Source organism: Pseudomonas sp. KD5 (assembly GCF_012932895.1).
GTDB lineage: Bacteria > Pseudomonadota > Gammaproteobacteria > Pseudomonadales > Pseudomonadaceae > Aquipseudomonas.
In genome coordinates this window covers 22,312-42,321 of sequence record NZ_JDWJ01000012.1, presented here as the reverse complement: position 1 = coordinate 42,321, position 20,010 = coordinate 22,312, and the positions used below count along the sequence as shown (strand labels likewise).

Genomic DNA, 20,010 nt, shown 5'->3' with positions numbered 1-20,010 from the left:
CGCGCCCGGCTAACCGCTGATCCTTTTCTAACGCGCCCCACAAGGTTCGCTACGTGATCGAGTTTCAAAACGTCCACAAAACTTACCGCGTCGCCGGTAAGGATATTCCCGCCCTGCATCCGACCAGTCTGACGATTGAGAACGGTCAGGTCTTTGGCCTGATCGGCCATTCCGGTGCGGGAAAAAGTACCCTGCTGCGCCTGATCAATCGCCTGGAAAACTCCAGTGGCGGCAAGATCATCGTCGATGGTGAAGAAGTCACGGCGCTGGATGCCAACGGCCTGCGACGTTTCCGTCAGCAGGTCGGGATGATTTTCCAGCACTTCAACTTGCTGGCGTCCAAGACCGTGGCCGACAACGTCGCGCTGCCGCTGACCCTCGCCGGTGAGCTGTCGCGTAGCGAAATCGACCAGCGTGTGGCGCAATTGCTGGCACGGGTTGGCCTGGCCGACCATGCGAAAAAATACCCGGCGCAACTGTCCGGTGGTCAGAAGCAGCGTGTCGGCATCGCCCGCGCCCTGGCAACCAAGCCGAAAATTTTGCTGTGCGACGAAGCCACCAGTGCCCTCGACCCGCAGACCACGGCGTCGGTTTTGCAATTGCTGGCCGAGATCAATCGCGAGCTGAAGCTGACCATCGTCCTGATCACCCACGAGATGGATGTGATCCGTCGAGTCTGCGATCAGGTGGCGGTGATGGATGCCGGTGTGATCGTCGAGCAAGGTTCGGTGGCCGAGGTGTTCCTGCATCCCAAGCACCCGACCACCAAGCGCTTCGTCCAGGAAGACGAGCAGATCGACGAGAACGAACAGCGCGACGACTTCGCTCACGTACCGGGCCGCATCGTACGTCTGACCTTCCAGGGCGAAGCGACCTACGCACCATTGCTGGGTACCGTCGCCCGGGAAACGGGCGTGGACTACAGCATCCTGGCCGGTCGTATCGATCGCATCAAAGAGGTTCCCTACGGCCAATTGACCCTGGCCGTCACCGGTGGCGACATGGAAGCGGCGTTTGCTCACTTCACCGCAGCTGATGTCCACATGGAGGTGCTGCGCTGATGGAAGTCCTGATGAGTTTCTTTTCCAATATCGACTGGTACGAAATCTGGCTGGCCACCGGCGACACCCTGCTGATGCTTGGCGGTTCGCTGTTGTTCACCGTGCTGCTGGGGTTGCCGTTGGGCGTGCTGTTGTTCTTGTGCAGCCCGCGCCAGTTGTTGGAAGCCAAAGGCGTTTACGCGATGCTGTCGCTGGTGGTGAACATTCTGCGTTCGCTGCCGTTCATCATTCTGCTGATCGTGATGATTCCGTTCACCGTATTGATTACCGGCACTTCCCTCGGTGTCGCCGGTGCGATCCCACCGTTGGTGGTGGGCGCTACGCCGTTCTTCGCGCGACTGGTGGAAACCGCCCTGCGTGAAGTGGATCGCGGCATCATCGAAGCGACCCAGGCGATGGGCGCGACGACCCGTCAGATCATCACCAACGCCTTGCTGCCGGAAGCCCGTCCGGGCATCTTCGCGGCGATTACGGTGACAGCGATTACACTGGTGTCCTACACAGCGATGGCCGGTGTGGTCGGCGCTGGCGGCTTGGGCGACCTGGCGATCCGTTTCGGTTACCAGCGTTTCCAGACCGACGTGATGGTGGTCACCGTGGTGTTGCTGCTGGTGCTGGTTCAAGTGCTGCAAACCGTCGGCGACAAGCTGGTGGTTCATTTCTCCCGCAAATAAACAGTTTTCGTCACTTAAGACATGAGCCGGCCATTCGCTGGCAGGCGCCAAACGGGCGCCTCACAAGGAGTTAGCTGAATGAAAAAACTACTCGTAGCGTTCGCTGCCGTTGCAGCCTTTTCCGCCCACGCTGCCGACACCCTGACCGTTGCGGCCACCCCGGTGCCCCACGCGGAAATCCTCGAGTTCGTTAAACCGGCCCTGGCCAAAGAAGGCGTGGACCTGAAAGTCAAAGTCTTCACCGACTATATCCAGCCGAACGTACAGGTAGCCGAGAAGCGTCTGGACGCCAACTTCTTCCAGCACCAACCGTACCTGAATGAATTCAACAAGGCCAAGGGCACTAACCTCGTCAGCGTTGCCGGTGTGCACCTGGAGCCGCTGGGCGCTTACTCCAGCAAGTACAAGAAACTGGAAGAGCTGCCGGGCGGCGCCAACGTGGTAATCCCGAACGACGCCACCAACGGCGGCCGTGCGCTGTTGCTGCTGGCGAAGGCTGGCCTGATCAAGTTGAAGGATTCGAAAAATATCCTGTCGACCGTGAAGGACATCACCGAGAACACCAAGGATCTGAAATTCCGTGAACTGGAAGCCGCGACCATCCCGCGCGTGCTGACTCAGGTCGACCTGGCGCTGATCAACACCAACTACGCGCTGGAAGCCAAGCTCGATCCGTCCAAGGACGCGCTGGTCATCGAAGGCAGCGACTCGCCGTACGTGAACATCCTCGTTGCCCGTCCGGACGACAAGGACAGCGCGGCAATGCAGAAACTGGTTGCTGCCCTGCACAGCCCGGAAGTGAAAGCCTTCATTCTCGAGAAGTACAAAGGCGCGGTATTGCCGGCGTTCTGATCGGCTGACGTAAACGAAAAAGGGGCGCATTGAATTGAATGCGCCCCTTTTTTTGTCTGTTTGCCCCGTTCTGTAGGAGCCAGGCTTGCCGGCGAAGGCGCCCGTGAGATCGCCTTCGCCGGCAAGCCTGGCTCCTACAAAGAGTGTGGTGCTTATTGACGGTTGAGCATCACCGGCAACTGCGCCACCAGTTTCTGGTTATTCAGCGGTGCACGAATGAACCCGCGTTGAGTCCCGTCCGGTCCGATCACCGCCAGGTTGCCGCTGTGGTCGACGGTGTAGTTCGGCTTGCTGGTGTCCGCCGGAATGAACGGAATGCTCACCGCGTTGGCCATTTTCTGAAGGTCTTCGACCGAGGCTGCGGTCAGCCCGATGAATTGCGGATCGAAGTAGCCCAGGTACTGCTTGAGTTGCTTGGGCGTATCGCGGTTCGGGTCGACGCTGACCAGGATGACCTGCAACTTGTTCACCGCATCCGCCGGCAGTTCACTCTTGATCTGCCGCAGCTGGGCGAGGGTGGTCGGGCAGATGTCCGGGCAGAAGGTGTAGCCGAAGAACAGCAAACTCCACTTGCCTTTCAGTTCGTTGATCGCCACTGGCTTGCCGTCCTGATCGGTCATCTTCACGTCCGGCAGATTGCGGCTTTGGGGCAGCAAGATGATCCCTGCATCGATCAGCGCCGTCGGGTCGCCCTGGTTTTTCCCGGTCAGTACTTTATTGACGGTCAGGCCCAGGATCAGCGCGATCAGGGCAACGAGGATGAAGACGGTTTTCTGGGTTCGAGTCATAGGATCAACAGTAAGTAGTGGTCTACGAGCAGCGCGATAAACAGCAGGAACAAGTAGTAGATAGAGTACTTGAACGTGTTGATCGCCGCGTGCGGTCGAGTGCCACGGTACAGCACCACGGCCCATTGCAGAAACCTGGCGCCCAGTAAAAGGGCACACATCAGGTAGAGCACGCCGCTCATGTGGATCACGTAGGGCATCAGGCTGACGGCCAGCAACGCAAAGGTATAAAGCAGGATGTGGACTTTGGTGTAGTGCTCGCCATGGGTCACCGGCAGCATCGGAATGTCAGCCTTGGCGTATTCCTCCTTGCGGTGAATCGCCAGCGCCCAGAAGTGCGGCGGGGTCCAGGCGAAGATGATCAGCACCAGCAACAATGGTTCGGCGCCGACATGACCGGTGGCGGCGGTCCAGCCGAGCAGTGGCGGGGCAGCTCCGGCGAGGCCGCCGATGACGATGTTCTGCGGCGTCGCGCGTTTCAGGAAACCGGTATAGACCACGGCATAACCGAGCAAGGAGGCGAGTGTCAGCCATGCTGTCAGCGGGTTGGTGAAAGTCAGCAACAAGGCCTGACCGAGCATTGCCAGTATCAGGGCGAAGGTCAGCGCAGCGGCTGGAGACACCCGGCCTTCGGCCAGGGGCCGTTTGTGGGTCCGGGCCATGATCGCGTCGATGCGCCGGTCCACCACATGATTGACCGCCGCCGCCCCGCCGGCACACAGGGCGATCCCCAGATTGCCGAATACCAGCACCGTCCATGGCACCCCGGCGCGGGTCGCGAGGAACATGCCGACCAGCGAGGTGATGAGCATCAGCACCACCACTTTCGGCTTGGTCAGTTCCAGGTAGTCTCGCCAGATGGCCTGACTGTGACGTTCGCCGATCAGAGTCGCCATGGCATCTCTCCTTTTATTGTTATGGGCCCGGCCGAGTGTTTACGCAGGCGTAGTCGCCAGCGCCGAGGGGGCTGATGCTTGACCCGAACCAGGCTGGTTCGCGCGTGATAATTGACCAGCACCATCGTCAGCAACAGCGCCGCACCGCCGGCGTTGTGGGCGACGGCCACCGGCAGCGGCAAGTGGAACACCACGTTGCTGATGCCCAGGGTGATTTGTGCGGCAAGGGCGATCAGCACCATGACGGCCAGGCGCGTCATGCCGACGACCTTCAGTTGCCAGGCCAGACCGAGCAGAACAAAGGTGACCAGTAACGCGCCGATGCGGTGAGTCAGGTGAATCGCGGTGCGGGCATCGCTGTCCAGTTGCCCGCCCAGATAATTCGGGCCGATGTGTTGGGTCAGGTGAAAACCGTTGGCGAAATCAGCCGGTGGCAGCCATTGGCCGTGGCAGGTCGGAAAGTCGATGCAGGCTACCGCCGCGTAATTGGAGCTGACCCAGCCACCGAGAGCAATTTGCAGGATCACCAACAACAAGCCGGCGGTTGCCCAGTATTGCAAACGTCGAGGCACGGTCAGCGCCGGCAATACGCCGGACAGGCGCAAGGTCAGCAGAAACAACAGGCTCAAGGTCGCAAATCCGCCGAGCAAATGCCCGGTGACCACTTGCGGCCAAAGCTTGAGTGTCACCGTCCACATGCCGAAAGCCGCTTGGCCAATGACCAACGCCAGCAGGAACAGCGGCAACTTCACCGGCTGCCCCGGATGATGACGATGGACCCAGGCGCGGCCCGCCAGCACCGCGATCAGCAGCCCCAGCGTGCCGGCGAAGTAGCGATGGACCATTTCGTTCCAGCCCTTGTGGGCTTCCACCGGGGTGTCTGGAAAATGCAGTTCGGCATGAGCCAGTTGGGCTTCGCTTTGCGGCACGCTGATAAAACCGTAGCAGCCGGGCCAGTCCGGGCAGCCGAGGCCGGCGTGGGTCAGGCGTGTGTAAGCGCCGAGCAACACCACAATCAGTGCCAGCAAGGTGGCAAACAGCGCGAGGCGAAATCCAGGTTTGGCCATGACGATGCCCTTATCCGATGTTCGACAGTTTCAGCAGGTGGCGCAGGTCGTTGAGCAGGTCCTTGCCCTTCACCGTCGGGTCGTAACGCAGCACCAGATTGCCGTGAGGGTCGATGATCCACAGGTGCGGCGTGTCATTGCTCTGCGCGCCTTTGATGTAGGACGGCAGGTCCAATGAATAGCGTTGCAACTGTGGGTACTCGCGTTGAAGTTTAGTCTCGTAATCGCTGTTCAGCGGCTGCGCGATGGCCAGCGCATGGCTGGCGCGGGCAGCATCGCGACCAAGGCCGATCTGGATCTGCCGCGCCAGATAAACCAGCTGCTGGCAGTCCACCGAACAGTCCTTGGGCGCCGTCACCAGCAACTGCCAGCGTTCTTCTTGCGCTTGTACGCCAATGTCGGCGCGAGTCTGGCCGTTGCCGATCAGTTCACCGTGATAACTGCGGCCTTCGGGCACCCAGAACTGCAATTTGTACATGCCGGTGGCGAGGATCATCGGACCGATCACCCCCAATAGGATCAGCAGCAACTGCAAGCGTCCGCGCCGCCGATTCACCGGTGTTTTCGCCTCAGACATGCCGGGTGGATTCATGGCCACTCCCATTATTGTTCTCCTTTGCGTTGTGCCATCCGAGATAGAGATAAAGGCCGAACAGCGCGATCGCCAGGGCGAACCACTGCACGGCGTAAGCCAGGTGCTTTTCCGGCCCCATGGCCACCACCGGCCAATCGGCGCGGTAGGTCGCAGGGCCACTTTGCGCGCGTAATTCGTAGGCGAAACCGTCACGTTCAAGCGCCGTCCACAACCTGGCCGGTTCAACGGCGGTGATCAGTTGTGGCCAGGTCGTGGCGTTGGGGTCCGCGTGCAACTGGAACGTTGCGCCGGGCGAGACATAGACCCAGGCATCGAGGCTCAACACCTCAGTCGGTGTGGTGAATGACGGCGGTGTGCGCCGATCCGGCCACGGCAGCCAGCCGCGATTGACCAGCAACCAGAGCCCGGTGGCCTGATCCTGAAACGGTTGCAACAGCTCGACCCCGACCTTGCCGTCACGCTGCCGGTTATCCAGCAGCAGGCTGTGTTCGGCATCGAACTGGCCGTGCAGGCGAACCCGGCGGAAGGCCGGATCTTCGGTGTGTTGCAGTTCGGTGCTGGCCATCGGTTCGGCCGCCCGGCGCTCGGCGTAATTTTGCAGCAGCGCGCTTTTCTCCGCGCCCCGGCTCAACTGCCAGAAGCCGAGTGACACCAGCAAGGGCAGCAGCAACACGACTGCGAGGGTCGGCACGAAGCCCGGCCGAAAGCGCTTCATGGCGTCGCCAGAAAGTCGGTCATCGCGATAGCTATACTCACATGCATCGCCTGTCCCCCGGAGTGTCACCATGCTCAAAGCAGCCATCGTCCTGATGCTGATTGCCACGGTTGTCAGCCTGTTCAGCGGCCTGTTTTTTCTGGTCAAGGACGACAGCAGCTCGAATCGCCTGGTCATCGCCTTGAGTATTCGTGTTGCGCTGGCCGCCATCACTGTCGGCTTGATCGCCTGGGGTTTTTTCAGCGGCCAGCTGGTGTCCCACGTGCCTTGGTAGTCATGAGTACCAGGCTCAAAGTACGTAGACGAAAACGAACAACCCGATCCACACCACATCCACAAAGTGCCAGTACCAGGTCGCCGCCTCGAAGCCGAAATGGTGGTCTGCATTGAAGTGCCCGCGCATGATGCGCATCAGCATCACGAACAGAATGATGGTGCCGATGGTCACGTGGGCACCGTGGAAACCGGTGAGCATGAAGAACGTTGCGCCGTAGATGCCGGAACCCAGGGTCAAGCCCAGCTCGTGGTAGGCGTGCAGGTATTCTTTGGCTTGAAAGCCCAGGAATCCGCAACCGAGCAACACGGTCAGCGCCAGCCAGATTTTCAGCGCCCCGCGATGGCCTTTCTTCAAGGCGTGGTGAGCGATGGTCACGGTGACGCTGGAACTCACCAGCAGCACGGTGTTGAGCAGAGGCAGGCCCCAGGGGCTGATGACTTCCTTGGGGGGAGGAAAGAGTTTCGAGTCCGGGTTGTTCAGCAGCGGCCAGGTGAACTCGAACGTCGGCCACAGCATGTGGGCGATGCCTTTGGTGCCTTCACCACCCAGTGCCGGGCCCGCGATATTGCGCACATAAAACAGCGCACCGAAAAAGGCCAGGAAGAACATCACCTCCGAGAAAATGAACCAGCTCATGCCCCAGCGGAACGAGCGGTCGAGTTGCGGGCTGTACAACCCCGCGCGACTTTCCTTGACCACCGTCCCGAACCAGCCGAACAGCATGTAGGCCAGCAGCAGTCCGCCGACGAAAAAGATCAGCGGGCCATGGGATTCCGGCCGCGCAGCCTTCAGGTCATTGAACCAGGTGCCCAGGCCGAACACCGTGACCAGCATGCCGACCGTGGCGATGATCGGCCATTTGCTCTGGGCTGGAACGTAATAATGTTCATGAGTTGCCATTTATTGTTCTCCTTATCGGGCACGCTTTAACGCCTAGCCACCTGTGCTTGCTGCAACAGCTACGGGCGGATGACGTGCGGTGATATCGAACAGCGTGTAGGACAGCGTCAGGTGCTTCACATCCTTGGGCATGTCGCGGTCAACGATGAACCGTACTGGCATCTCGATGCGTTGACCGGGCTGCAGCACTTGCTGGGTAAAGCAGAAACATTCGGTCTTGTGGAAGTACGCCGCGGCTGCACTCGGCGCGATACTCGGCACTGCCTGGGCGCTCATCGGCCGGTCGGTGGGGTTGTGGGCGATAAAAATCATCTCGTTCACCGCCCCGGGGTGCGCGGTCAGCTCATCCGTCTTGGGATAGAAATCCCAGGGCATGTCAGCGGCGTTGGTCGACAGAAACTGCACGCGAACCTGCCGCGAGGCGTCGACCGTTTGCTCGCCTTCATACTGCCCGGCGGTTTTGCCATTGATGCCGAATGCCTTGCACATCACGTCGTAGATCGGCACCAGGGCAAAGCCGAAGACAAACATCGCCGCCACCACCAGCAACAGGCGGGTGACCAGCTTCTTCATCGAGATCGAGTCAGCCATTATTTCCAGCCTCTACGCCATATCCTGTAGGAGCTGGCTTGCCAGCGAAGGCGGAGTGTCTGACACACCGCGCTGCGTTCATCGCCAGCAAGCCGGCTCCTACAGGACCGAGGCGTTTCATTTCACTTCCGGCGGTGTGGTGAAGGTGTGATACGGCGCGGGCGATGGAATGCTCCATTCCAGCCCTTCGGCACCATCCCACGGCTTGGCCGGTGCCGGCTCGCCGCCGCGAATGGTCTTGATCACGATGAACAGGAAGAAGATCTGCGTGGCACCAAACATGAACGCGCCGATCGACGACACCATGTTGAAGTCGGCGAATTGCAGGTTGTAGTCCGGAATCCGCCGCGGCATGCCCGCCAGGCCCACGAAGTGCATCGGGAAGAACGCCATGTTCATGCCGATGAAAGACAGCCAGAAGTGCAGCTTGCCGAGGGTTTCGTCGTACATGTGGCCGGTCCATTTCGGCAGCCAGAAGTAAGCCGAGGCGAAGATCCCGAAGATCGCCCCCGGCACCAGCACGTAATGGAAGTGCGCGACCACGAAGTAGGTGTCCTGGTACTGGAAGTCCGCCGGGGCGATGGCCAGCATCAACCCGGAGAATCCGCCAATGGAGAACAGAATCACGAACGCCACGGCGAACAGCATCGGCGTTTCGAAGGTCAGCGAGCCTTGCCACATGGTGCTGGCCCAGTTGAACACTTTCACGCCGGTCGGCACTGCGATCAGCAGCGTGGCGTACATGAAGAACAACTCGCCCACCAGTGGAATGCCGACCACGAACATGTGGTGCGCCCAGACGATGAATGACAGGAACGCAATACTGGCCGTGGCATAGACCATCGAGGTGTAGCCAAACAGCGGCTTGCGCGAGAACGCCGGAATGATTGAGCTGACGGCACCGAAGGCCGGCAGGATCATGATGTACACCTCGGGGTGGCCGAAGAACCAGAACACGTGCTGGAACAGCACCGGATCACCGCCACCGGCGGCACTGAAGAAACTGGTGCCGAAGTGGATGTCCATCAGCATCATGGTCACGCAGCCGGCCAGCACCGGCATCACCGCGATCAGCAGGAACGCGGTGATCAGCCAGGTCCAGACGAACAGCGGCATTTTCATCAACGTCATGCCGGGGGCGCGCAGGTTGAGGATGGTCGCGATCACGTTGATTGCGCCCATGATCGAACTGATCCCCATCAAGTGGATGGCGAAGATGAAGAACGTCACGCTTTCCGGCGCGTAGGTGGTCGACAGCGGTGCGTAGAAGGTCCAGCCGAAGTTCGGCCCGCCACCGGGCGTGAACAGGGTCGATACCAGCAGCAGGAACGCGGCCGGCAACAGCCAGAAGCTGAAGTTGTTCATTCGCGGCAGGGCCATGTCCGGCGCGCCGATCATCAACGGGATCATCCAGTTGGCGAGGCCGACGAAGGCCGGCATCACCGCGCCGAAGACCATCACCAGACCGTGCATGGTGGTCATCTGGTTGAAGAACGCCGGTTCGACGATTTGCAGTCCCGGCTGGAACAGCTCGGCACGGATCACCATGGCGAACGAGCCGCCGAGCAGAAACATGGTGAATGCAAACCACAGGTACAGCGTGCCGATATCCTTGTGGTTGGTAGTCAACACCCAACGCATCAGGCCTTTGGCAGGGCCGTGGGCGTGGGCGGTATCGGTATGAACATGGTCATCGACTACAACAGTCATGTCCTGTCTCCTGCAAACGGCTGGGCTGGGCGAACCGGGACGTCATGCCCCGACCGATTCCTTGAGTACGCAATAGACCGGGTCATTTGCTTTCCGCCTGTTTCAGCTCCAGCACTTCTTTAGGGGTGACCATGTCGCCTTTGTTGTTGCCCCAGGCGTTACGTTCGTAGGTCACGACCGCCGCGATATCGACTTCCGAGAGCTGCTTGCCGAACGCCGCCATGGCGGTGCCGGGCTTGCCATGGAAGACCAGGCTCAGGTGAGCTTCTTTCGGCCCGGTGGCGATTTTCGAGCCCTTGAGTGCCGGGAACATCGGCGGTAGGCCCTGGCCTTCGGCCTGGTGACAGGCCACGCAAGTGGTGTGATAAATCTTGTCGCCGCGCTCCTTGAGCTCGTCGAGGGTCCATTCCTTGCTGGTCAGCTCTTTGAGTTGCGCGGCTTCCGCCTTGCGCTCGCCCAGCCATTTTTCGTAGTCGGCCTTTTCCTTGACCTCGACCACGATCGGCATGAAGCCGTGGTCCTTGCCGCACAGCTCGGCGCACTGGCCACGGTAGATGCCGGGCTTGTCGACACGGGTCCAGGATTCATTGACGAAGCCCGGAATCGCATCGCGCTTGACTGCGAAGGCCGGCACCCACCAGGAGTGGATGACGTCGGCGGAGGTCACCAGAAAACGCACCTTGGCACCGATCGGCAGCACCAGTGGCTTGTCGACCTCCAGCAGGTAATGTTCGCCCTTGGCTTCCTTGTTGTGGATCTGATCGGCGGGGGTAGTCAGGTTGCTGAAAAATTCGACGTCCTGACCCAGGTATTTGTAATGCCACTTCCACTGATAGCCGGTGACCTGGATATCGATATCCGGCTCCGTGTTGTCGTACATCTTGATCAGTGTGGCGGTTGCGGGGACCGCCATGGCCACCAGGATAAGCAGGGGCACGATGGTCCAGAGGATTTCAACGGTGGTGCTTTCATGAAATTTTGCGGCCACCTGCCCGGTCGAGCGGCGGTGGATCATCATCGACCAGAACATGGCGCCGAAGACGATGATGCCGATCACCACACAGATCCAGAAAATGGTCATGTGCAGATCGAATACTGCGTGACTGATCTCAGTCGCTCCAGGCGCCATATTGACAGTCCAGGCCGCTTGCGCCTGACTGAAAATCGACCACAACAGGAGGCCCATCCAGACATGTGGATGTCGCATCATTGCGGGTTCCCCTTATCGTTCTTGTTATCCCGTAGGCGTAACGCCTGCGGCAAGGGAGCGGCTTTTTCAGACCACGAACTTGAATCGCCGAGCCTTGCTGCATATGCAGTCGGGTGTCATCAGCTAACTCCATTCAGAACCGAGTATAGACAGCGACTGCCACCTCGCAACGCGATGGGGTAAATCAGCTGAAACAGGTTGGACTTGCGTTCCAGGTCACGAATGGAGAAGGATGCAGACGAGTGGTGGCAAATCGATATAACGCAGGCGTCTCAAGAATGAAATAATTATGACAAATGCGTCTTAGCCTTTTTCCTGAGCCAGCTAAGTTATGTCTTCCCTATTTCATTGCCTTTGTTTCCTGGAGTTTTCATGAACACCGCCGCATTGCGCGAGCAGATCCAAAAAGCCCTGCAACACGAGGCCGAGACCGGCCTGCTGACTCGTCAGCTGGAAACCCAACTGCCGCACCTTCACTCCGCCATCCAATTGCCGGATGTCGACGCCAACGGCGTGATGACGCGTTTTGTGGCCGCGTATATAGAACAAGTGCCAGACCTGCTGGATGCAGCCAATGAAGTCGCCAGGGAAGCGGGCATCGAATCGCAGATCAAGCCGGTGCTGACAATCGCCGAGCAGTTCTTCCTCCAGCCGCCGGCGATCATGGCCGGTCACGTTGGCCTGGACAGTCTGCTGGACGAAGCTTATCTGGCGCACCGCTTGGTCGAAGAGGTCAACGACCTGTACATCAAGCATTTTGGCCAGCCATTGATCCCCTTGGACATGACTGTCGCCAACCTGATTGCCCACCAATTGATTGGCGAGGAATTTGCCAACCAACTGGATGAGGCAGTGCATCACGCCGTGGACGAGATGCTTGACGATGAAAGTTTCGCGCTGGAGTCGGTGGAGGCCTACCGCGAGAAACTCAACAGCCCGGACACCGGCGCCGCGTGGAAGCGCTGGCCGTGCCTGTCGCGCCAATTGGGTGTCGAGCTGGAGCTGGATCAGCCAGCGGCTTGATCCAACGGTAAGAACCGAATACCTGTGGGAGCGAACAAGCTCGCTCCCACACGGTTATCTATCCGGCGGAACCTACGCCCGTCGTGGTCCGCAACCGCCCTTCAAGCCTGCGCTTCAACCCCCGCGCTTCAATCAACAGCTTCGAACCCTTGGCCGCATTGGCCCGGCCCCACTCCTCCAGCAACTCAAGGCACGAGTGATCGATGTAGCTCAGGTTATTGAGCGGCACATGTACCGTCGCGCCTGCGGGAATGCTCCCCAGCACCTGGGTCAACGCCGGCACCTTGAGGAAGGTCGCCGCCCCCACCAGTCGCAGTTCCATCTCGCCGTCCGCCGGTAGATCGATCAGGCTGATTTTCAGGCGCGACGCTTTCCAGGCCAGCTTGGCCAGCGTCAGGCCGAAGCCGATCAGCACACCGGTCAGCAGGTCGGTGAAGATGATTGCCAGTGCGGTCGCCGCATAGGTGAACATCGGCATCCGGCCATAACGGCCCAGACCGCGAAAGGCCTTGAGGTCTACCAGTTTGAAACCGGTGTAAACCAGCACGCCCGCCAGGCTCGCCACCGGAATGCTTTGCAGCACGCTCGATAGCAGCAGCACGAAAGCCAGCAACCACAGGCCATGGAACACCGTCGACAGACGGGTGGTGGCGCCGGCTTGAACGTTGGCCGAGCTGCGCACGATCACCCCGGTCATCGGCAGCGCGCCGAGCAGGCCACACAACATGTTGCCCACACCTTGCGCCGACAATTCGCGGTCGAAGTCCGAGCGTTGACCGCTGTGCATGCGATCCACGGCGGCGGCCGAGAGCAGGGTTTCGGCGCTGGCGATAAAGGCCACGGCGAAGGCGGCGATCAGCAGGGTTGGGTCAGCCAGGTTGAGCAGATCCGCCGGGCGTAGCCAATCGATGGCCTCCGCGAGGTTAGCCGGGACCTCTACACGTTTGACCTGCAAGGCGAGCGCCAGGCTGGCGATCGTTGCCAGACCGACCCCGAGCAATGCACCGGGAACGAAACGCAGGGAATGCGGGCGGAATTTTTCCCACAGCCACATCACGGCAATGGTCGACAGCCCGAGCAAACCCGCTTGCCAGCCAAACGAAGGCAAAGCCTGAATCACTGCAGCAGGGAAGGCCGCCAGGTTATCCAGCCCCGAGGGCTTGGGCACGGCATCGAGCATTACATGCACCTGCGACAGCACGATCAACACGCCGATGCCGGCGAGCATGCCGTACACCACAGCCGGCGCCGTGACCCGAAACCAGCAACCCAGTTTCAAACGCCCGGCCACCAATTGCAGAAAACCCGCCAGTAGCAGGATCGGCCCGAGCATGGCGATTCCATGTTGGCGCACCAGTTCGAACACCAATACCGCCAGACCGGCCGCCGGGCCGCTGACTTGCAGTGGTGAACCGGCAAGCCAGCCAACCACCAGTCCACCGATGATGCCGGTGATCAGGCCTTTGGCCGGTGGCAGCCCGGAGGCTATGGCGATGCCCATGCACAAAGGCAGGGCAACCAGAAATACAACCACCGAAGCCAGCAGCTCCCGTGGCAGAACAGCTTTTAATTGAGCGGCACGCATGGTGACTCTCCCGAGGTTTTCTTCAGGCATGGCAAAGCCGGGCTGCTTGATCAGCAGCCTCGGCTAAACCACACAGGGATCTGGTGGCCTGTCTCGCAAACGTAGTTGTGAGACAGGCTACGAAGAGGATTTAGAAGCGCGCTTTGGGCGTCGCCACCGGAATCGGATGGCTGCCATCGAGCGGCAGGAAACAACCCTGATCCGCGTCGTAAGCCTGGATTTCGCTGGTTTCGATGTTGTACACCCAACCATGGATAAACAGCTGACCGTTGGCCATGCGCGAGGCCACCGACGGGTGCGTGCGCAAATGTTGCAACTGAGCGATCACATTCTCTTCGGTAAGGATGTGCATGCTCTCGCTTTCATTCGAGCAATGGCAGTTGTCCTGAACCATGGTTTTCGCCACTTCTGCATGGCGCAGCCAGGCTTTGACCGTCGGCATCTTTTCCAGGCTCTGCGGGTTGAGTACCGCGCGCATGGCGCCACAGTCGGAGTGGCCACAGATGATGATGTGCTGCACGCCGAGCGCCAGCACTGCGTATTCGATGGCTGTGGAAACACCACCGTTCATTTGCCCATAAGGCGGCACGACGTTGCCGACGTTACGGGTGACGAACAGGTCGCCGGGGGCGCTTTGGGTGATCAGCTCGGGAACAATGCGCGAATCGGCGCATGCGATGAACATCGCCCGAGGCCGCTGGGCCGTGGCGAGTTTTTTGAAGAGTTCTTCCTGCTGCGGAAAGATCTCGTGATGAAAATGCAAAAAGCCGTCAACGATATGCTGCAGCGCTGCATCGGCGGTTTCCGCCTCGGGTTGGGCTGAAGCCGACGCAGCCAAAGGCTGTTTATCCTTGTCACTCATGATTCATCCTCTTTGGCGGAGTCAGGGAATTTTCCCGTTTTGTCCGATGTGAAGCCAGTGGCTGTATAAAAAACATCCAGGTCGAAAAGCAGACCCGTCAGTCACTCGATGAACAAGGTAGCGGCCGAAGCTTAACTCAAACTGAATCAAACGCTCTAGAACGTGCGTTCCAGGTCATAAGAAATATGACCAGCTTGAACGCGACGTACCTTTTTCACTACTCCACCATAGGTCCAATTGTCCTTAAATCAATGACATCTGGCGACCCGGCGGACAAAAAGCTTTGCAGTCCAGATCGAAACCTTCCCGACGGTTGAGCCCAAGGCGCTTGATGGTTTTGGCAAAACGCTGCGCCAGCAGATCGGCAAATGGTCCTTCACCGCGCATACGGGCACCAAACCGACTGTCGTAAAGCTCGCCGCCACGGCTCTGGCGGATCAGGCTCCACACATGAGCTGCACGCTGAGGATAGTGGGCGGCCAACCACTCTTCGAACAACGGCGCCACTTCCAGCGGCAGGCGCAACATCATGTAAGCCGCAGTTTGCGCTCCGGCCGCATGGGCCTCAGTCAGCAGGCTTTCGAGTTCGCTGTCGTTGATCATCGGAATCATCGGTGAACACAAGACACCCACCGGAATCCCCGCTTCACGCATTACCCGGATCGCCCGCAGTCGTGCCTTGGGCGCAGCCGTACGGGGTTCGAGGATGCGTTTGAGCTCATCGTCCAGAGTGGTGAGGCTGATCATTACCGCCACCAGCCGTTGTTCGGCGAGTTCGGCCAGCAAGTCCAGATCGCGCAGAATCAGCGAGCCCTTGGTGATGATGGTCACCGGATGGCGATAGCGCAGCAGCACCTCGAGGGTCCTGCGGGTGATTTTGTGTTCACGCTCGATCGGCTGATAAGGGTCGGTGTTGGAGCCCAGGTTGATCGGCGCGCATTGATAGCCGCGTTTGGACAGTTGTTCTTCCAGCACATCGGCGGCGTTGGTCTTGGCGATCAGTCTGGTTTCGAAATCCAGCCCTGGCGACATGTCCCAGTAGGCGTGGCTGGGCCGAGCGTAGCAATAGATACAGCCATGCTCGCAGCCACGATAGGGATTGATCGAGCGGTCGAAGGGCAAGTCCGGCGAGTTGTTGCGGGTAATGATGGTCTTCGCCGTCTCGATGCGCACCTCGGTGCCTTGGGTGATCGGCGCTTCCTGATACCAACCGTCATCCTCGGCCACCGAACGGTTCGGTGCGAAACGGTTGTGCGGGTTGGTGGCGGTGCCGCGACCGCGGGGTGGCAGAGGCGTGTTCATCGATAAAAGTCCGTTGACTGTATGTGCATACAGTATCAAGGGGGCAAGCGACAAGCCAGTGCCGTTCGGCGAGTGAATGTCGGAGATTATATAAAGGAACTAACTATACAAGTTTCTGGATCAAGCGCATTGCGCAACTGTCATCACCGGAAATATATATCAAGTAGCGCAATTACAAAGGCTGTTAGTACTATCCTCGCCACACGAAGTTGTCGTGGATTATTAATTAAAAGGATTTAGTCATGTCGTTTTTTAATCAGCGTGGTATTTTTTTACAACTGTTGGCGCCCAGCATAACCAATCCTCGCGAAGCACAAGTATCGATGCAACTTGCCCGTAAAGAGCTGGGGTGGGAGGCGGTAAATGAAGTGCAGACAGAGGCGCTGGTCGATTCCGTCTATGTGACAGCGGTTTCCAGCGATGGTGGTCAGTCCTTCACGATCAAAACCATTAACAGCGATGTGGACGGTGATGGCGATATCGATGGTAACGACAAGGCAAAATTGCTGGCCTTGGCCAAGGCTTATTCCAGTATCGTAAATCCCTGAAGTTGATAGTTGTTGCCAGGTCTGCATGAGACTCCATGCAGGCCTGGTTTTATCGGCGTCTATTAACTCAAGGTCTTGCCGGATAGTGTCTCTCAGTCAACTAGCGATGTCGGACAGTCTGACTGATCTGAATGACAACCAGCCTCGGGCATTTGCTGTTCTATTCACGATTCTTTGACAGTGCCCTCACAGGTCTTTGACTGTCCCGAGTTCAGGCTATCGATCACTTATCCACCACTTCACGGTCGCCTGAGCATGTCCCTACTGCGCCTTCTACCTGCGACGTTTCTTTTGTCGCTGGCCGCACTTTTCAACCTGACGCTGGCCCACGCTGATGACGCTGCTCTATCCCGGCCTGCGGACTGGGCTCAATCGGTGGAGGTTCAGTACAACCTCTATCAGATGTCCCCGACCCTCTATCGCAGTGCGTTGCCGGACAAGGGGGCGGTGCCGTTGCTGGAAAAACTCAAGGTCGCCACCGTCATCAACTTCCTGCCTGAACCGGACTCAAGCTGGTTGTCCAAACCCGGAATCACCCAGATACAGCTGCCCTACCGCACCAATCATGTGGATGACAGTGATGTGCTCAAGGCCCTTCGCACGATTCAGAGCGCCGAGGCCAAAGGACCTGTGCTTATGCACTGCAAACACGGCTCGGATCGCACCGGCCTGATGGCGGCGATGTACCGGGTGGTGGTGCAGGGCTGGAGTAAGGAAGATGCGCTGAGTGAAATGACTCAGGGCGGTTTTGGCGATAGCACCCACTTCAAGGACGGCATTCGCTACATGATGCAGGCCGATGTCGACAAACTTCGTACGGCGCTGGCCAATGGTGATTGCAGCACAAGTCCGTTTGCCATGTGTTCGATGAAGAGTTGGTTCAACTCGGCCCATGTCGAGTAAGTAACACCTTCCACTGCGTTGCGCAGTGGAAGGTGTTTTTCGATACTCAGTGTTGCTCGTCAGGCTTTTTCTTCAGCTTCGGGTTCGGGAAAAACTGCACGGCCTGAACCTTGGCGTCCGGCACCTTGAGTGCCGAGGTGTTAACCCGGGTGCCCAATTCCTTGGGCACCGACAGGCCTTGTTCATTCAGCGTGTCGGAATAACCGCAGGCCACACACTCGCGATGTGGAACGGTATCTTCGTTCCACATCATCAACTTGTCGGGCTCGCTGCAGGCCGGGCAGACCGCCCCGGCGATAAAGCGTTTTTTGGTAATCACAGGTCCCTCACTCATGCTGCCGCGTCCTCGGTCAGGCCGCTGTGGCGCAAGAGTGCGTCAATCGATGGCGCACGGCCACGGAAGTCGACGAACAGCACCATCGGTTCCTGGGAACCACCTCGTGCCAGGATCGCTTCGCGGAAGGCACGACCGGTCTGGGCATTGAGCACGCCGTCTTCTTCGAACTTCGAGAAGGCATCGGCCGACAATACTTCTGCCCATTTATAGCTGTAGTAACCCGCTGCGTAACCACCGGCGAAGATGTGGGCGAAGCTGTTGGGGAAACGGTTGTAGGCCGGTGGACGCATGACCGAAACCTCATCACGCACGCCTTCGAGCACTTGCAGCACGCCGCGGCCGTCGCCGTGGGTGGCGTGCAGCTCGAAGTCGAACAGCGAGAACTCCAGTTGGCGGACCATCATCAGGCCGGACTGGAAGTTCTTCGCCGCGAGCATTTTCTCCAGCAGATCCTGAGGCAACGGTTCGCCGGTTTCGTAGTGACCGGAAATCAGTGCCAGACCTTCCGGCTCCCAGCACCAGTTTTCCATGAACTGGCTTGGCAGCTCGACCGCATCCCAGGCCACGCCGTTGATGCCGGACACACCAGCGTGCTCGACGCGGGTCAGCAGGTGATGCAGGCCGTGACCGAATTCATGGAACAGGGTGGTCACTTCGTCGTGGGTCAGCAGGGCTGGTTTACCGCTGTCGGCTGGGGTGAAGTTGCACACCAGGTTCGCCACCGGGCTTTGCAGCACACCATTGATTGTGCGGCGGTGATCGCGGGCGCCGTCCATCCAGGCACCGCCACGCTTGTTGGCGCGGGCATAGAGGTCGAAGAAGAAGCGGCCGACGTGCTGGCCGTTTTCCTTGATTTCGAACAGGCGAACGTCCGGGTGCCAGGTATCGAAGCCTTTCAGCTCGGCGATCTCAATGCCGTACAGGCGCTGGACGATGGCGAACAGCCCACCCAGAACCTTGTCGATCGGGAAGTACGCGCGAAGGGTTTCCTGGGCAACGCTGTAGCGCTGCTCGCGAAGTTTTTCACCGTAGAAACCGCTGTCCCAGCTTTGCAGGTCCGGGCAACCCTGTTCGGCGGCGTAGGCCTTGAGCTGCTCCAGATCCCGGACGGCGAACGGCTTGCTGCGCTTGGCCAGGTCGCGCAGGAAGCTGAGAACCTGATCGCTGGATTCGGCCATTTTGGTCGCCAGACTCAGCTCCGAGAAGCTGGTGAAACCCAATAGTTTTGCCAGTTCCTGACGCAGGTCGAGGATTTCTTCCATGACCGGGCCGTTATCGTTCTGACCGGCATTCGGGCCTTGGTCCGACGCACGGGTGCAGTAGGCGGCGTAGACTTCTTCGCGCAGGGCGCGGTCCTGGGCGTAGGTCATCACCGCGTAGTAACTCGGGAATTCCAGGGTGATCAGCCAGCCGTCGAGGTCTTTGGCTTGCGCGGCGGCGGCCATCTGCGCCTTGGCCGAATCGGTCAGGCCGGCGAGGGCGGCTTCGTCAGTGATGTGCTTGGTCCAGGCCTGAGTGGCGTCGAGCAACTGGTTGGAGAAGCGACTGCCCAGCTCCGACAGTTTGCTCTGCACGTCGGCATAACGCTTTTGTTCGGCTTCAGGCAGGTCGATACCCGACAGGCGGAAGTCACGCAGGGCGTGCTCCAGGATGGTTTTCTGCGCCACGTCGAAACCGGCGGCCTCAGGACTGTTCGCCAGCGCTTCATAGGCCTGAAACAGTTCACGGTTCTGGCCCAGCTCGGTGGCGTAGGCGCTCAGGGCCGGCAGGCAGGACTCGTAAGCCTCGCGCAACTCAGCGCTGTTGCACACGGCATTGAGGTGGCTGACCGGGCTCCAGGCGGCGCCCAGACGATCATTGAGTTCGTCCATCGCCAGTACCAGGCCGGCCCAGGTCGGTTGTTTGGCCTGGGTCTTGAGGATTTCGACAATGGCGGCGCGGTTGTCAGCCAGGATCTTTTCAATGGCCGGTTGCACGTGTTCGGCACGGATCGCCGAGAACGGCGGCAGGTCGTAGGACTGCAGAAGAGGGTTGTTCACGCTCACGGTTGGCACCTTGGCTGGAAAACATGCGGGAAGAAACATGCGCCCATCTTAATTACAATCGACGCTCAC

The 20,010-nt window shown here is 59.4% G+C and carries 21 protein-coding genes; 7 read left to right on the top strand and 14 right to left on the bottom strand.

The window, feature by feature from the left end:
• Positions 1–53: 53 nt before the first annotated feature.
• From AF70_RS24205 to AF70_RS24195, 3 genes are all read left to right on the top strand, one after another.
• Positions 54–1,061: a methionine ABC transporter ATP-binding protein gene (locus AF70_RS24205; RefSeq protein WP_007940716.1), complete on the top strand. Its 1,008-nt coding sequence runs from the start codon at positions 54–56 to the stop codon at positions 1,059–1,061.
• A complete protein-coding gene (locus tag AF70_RS24200; protein WP_018927268.1) occupies positions 1,061–1,735 on the top strand; it encodes a methionine ABC transporter permease in 675 nt (224 codons plus the stop codon). Before AF70_RS24205 ends, AF70_RS24200 begins: the two co-directional genes overlap by 1 nt.
• Before the next feature lie 78 nt (positions 1,736–1,813).
• Entirely contained in the window at positions 1,814–2,587 is a 774-nt protein-coding gene (locus AF70_RS24195) for a MetQ/NlpA family ABC transporter substrate-binding protein (protein WP_028940057.1), read from the top strand.
• A 152-nt stretch (positions 2,588–2,739) separates the two neighbouring features.
• On the opposite strand, the gene AF70_RS24190 is transcribed toward AF70_RS24195, so the two are convergent.
• Genes AF70_RS24190 through AF70_RS24170 form a run of 5 tightly spaced genes read right to left on the bottom strand, consistent with a single transcriptional unit; the run spans position 2,740 to position 6,648 of the window.
• Positions 2,740–3,375: an SCO family protein gene (locus tag AF70_RS24190; protein ID WP_019651205.1), complete on the bottom strand. Its 636-nt coding sequence runs from the start codon at positions 3,373–3,375 to the stop codon at positions 2,740–2,742.
• A complete protein-coding gene (gene cyoE, locus AF70_RS24185; RefSeq protein ID WP_028940056.1) occupies positions 3,372–4,271 on the bottom strand; it encodes a heme o synthase in 900 nt (299 codons plus the stop codon). The genes AF70_RS24190 and cyoE overlap by 4 nt, the downstream gene beginning before the upstream one ends.
• Positions 4,259–5,338 (bottom strand): heme A synthase, encoded by a 1,080-nt coding sequence (locus tag AF70_RS24180; protein ID WP_018927264.1) that lies wholly within the window; start codon positions 5,336–5,338, stop codon positions 4,259–4,261. Before AF70_RS24180 ends, cyoE begins: the two co-directional genes overlap by 13 nt.
• Positions 5,339–5,348: 10 nt before the next feature.
• Positions 5,349–5,942, bottom strand: coding sequence for a hypothetical protein (locus tag AF70_RS24175; protein ID WP_026286508.1), 594 nt, complete (start codon positions 5,940–5,942; stop codon positions 5,349–5,351).
• Entirely contained in the window at positions 5,908–6,648 is a 741-nt protein-coding gene (locus tag AF70_RS24170) for an SURF1 family protein (protein ID WP_028940055.1), read from the bottom strand. The genes AF70_RS24175 and AF70_RS24170 overlap by 35 nt, the downstream gene beginning before the upstream one ends.
• 70 nt (positions 6,649–6,718) lie before the next feature.
• Between AF70_RS24170 and AF70_RS24165 the strand changes: the two genes are divergently transcribed.
• Positions 6,719–6,922, top strand: a complete 204-nt coding sequence (locus tag AF70_RS24165) for a twin transmembrane helix small protein (RefSeq protein WP_018927261.1) — start codon at positions 6,719–6,721, stop codon at positions 6,920–6,922.
• 15 nt (positions 6,923–6,937) lie between these two features.
• Here AF70_RS24165 and AF70_RS24160 read toward each other — a convergent pair whose 3' ends face one another.
• The 4 genes from AF70_RS24160 to coxB all read right to left on the bottom strand — a co-directional run bounded on the left by AF70_RS24160 (position 6,938) and on the right by coxB (position 11,336).
• A complete protein-coding gene (locus AF70_RS24160) occupies positions 6,938–7,825 on the bottom strand; it encodes a cytochrome c oxidase subunit 3 (protein WP_019580291.1) in 888 nt (295 codons plus the stop codon).
• Positions 7,826–7,858: 33 nt separating this feature from the next.
• Positions 7,859–8,416: a cytochrome c oxidase assembly protein gene (locus AF70_RS24155; protein ID WP_018927259.1), complete on the bottom strand. Its 558-nt coding sequence runs from the start codon at positions 8,414–8,416 to the stop codon at positions 7,859–7,861.
• 117 nt (positions 8,417–8,533) lie between these two features.
• A complete protein-coding gene (ctaD, locus tag AF70_RS24150; RefSeq protein WP_018927258.1) occupies positions 8,534–10,126 on the bottom strand; it encodes a cytochrome c oxidase subunit I in 1,593 nt (530 codons plus the stop codon).
• Positions 10,127–10,208: 82 nt separating this feature from the next.
• Positions 10,209–11,336: a cytochrome c oxidase subunit II gene (gene coxB / locus AF70_RS24145; RefSeq protein ID WP_019580289.1), complete on the bottom strand. Its 1,128-nt coding sequence runs from the start codon at positions 11,334–11,336 to the stop codon at positions 10,209–10,211.
• 372 nt (positions 11,337–11,708) lie between these two features.
• On the opposite strand from coxB, the gene AF70_RS24140 reads away from it, so the two are divergent.
• A complete protein-coding gene (locus tag AF70_RS24140) occupies positions 11,709–12,359 on the top strand; it encodes a hypothetical protein (RefSeq protein WP_019580288.1) in 651 nt (216 codons plus the stop codon).
• Positions 12,360–12,417: 58 nt separating this feature from the next.
• On the opposite strand, the gene AF70_RS24135 is transcribed toward AF70_RS24140, so the two are convergent.
• From AF70_RS24135 to AF70_RS24125, 3 genes are all read right to left on the bottom strand, one after another.
• A complete protein-coding gene (locus AF70_RS24135; protein WP_019580287.1) occupies positions 12,418–13,944 on the bottom strand; it encodes a SulP family inorganic anion transporter in 1,527 nt (508 codons plus the stop codon).
• Positions 13,945–14,074: 130 nt separating this feature from the next.
• The gene (locus AF70_RS24130; protein ID WP_018927254.1) at positions 14,075–14,806 is read right to left on the bottom strand and encodes a carbonic anhydrase; all 732 of its coding nucleotides are present in this window, start codon (positions 14,804–14,806) and stop codon (positions 14,075–14,077) included.
• Between the two features lie 243 nt (positions 14,807–15,049).
• On the bottom strand, positions 15,050–16,108 hold the full coding sequence (locus tag AF70_RS24125; protein ID WP_028940054.1) for a PA0069 family radical SAM protein: 1,059 nt from the start codon (positions 16,106–16,108) through the stop codon (positions 15,050–15,052).
• A 242-nt stretch (positions 16,109–16,350) separates the two neighbouring features.
• On the opposite strand from AF70_RS24125, the gene AF70_RS24120 reads away from it, so the two are divergent.
• Together AF70_RS24120 and AF70_RS24115 are read left to right on the top strand one after the other, a co-directional pair.
• Positions 16,351–16,656, top strand: a complete 306-nt coding sequence (locus AF70_RS24120; RefSeq protein ID WP_019580285.1) for a hypothetical protein — start codon at positions 16,351–16,353, stop codon at positions 16,654–16,656.
• Between the two features lie 255 nt (positions 16,657–16,911).
• On the top strand, positions 16,912–17,559 hold the full coding sequence (locus AF70_RS24115) for a dual specificity protein phosphatase family protein (protein ID WP_026331798.1): 648 nt from the start codon (positions 16,912–16,914) through the stop codon (positions 17,557–17,559).
• Between the two features lie 46 nt (positions 17,560–17,605).
• Here AF70_RS24115 and AF70_RS24110 read toward each other — a convergent pair whose 3' ends face one another.
• Both AF70_RS24110 and prlC read right to left on the bottom strand, forming a co-directional pair.
• Entirely contained in the window at positions 17,606–17,893 is a 288-nt protein-coding gene (locus AF70_RS24110) for a YheV family putative zinc ribbon protein (RefSeq protein ID WP_018927249.1), read from the bottom strand.
• Positions 17,890–19,980, bottom strand: coding sequence for an oligopeptidase A (prlC, locus tag AF70_RS24105; protein WP_169342501.1), 2,091 nt, complete (start codon positions 19,978–19,980; stop codon positions 17,890–17,892). Before prlC ends, AF70_RS24110 begins: the two co-directional genes overlap by 4 nt.
• Positions 19,981–20,010: the final 30 nt, after the last annotated feature.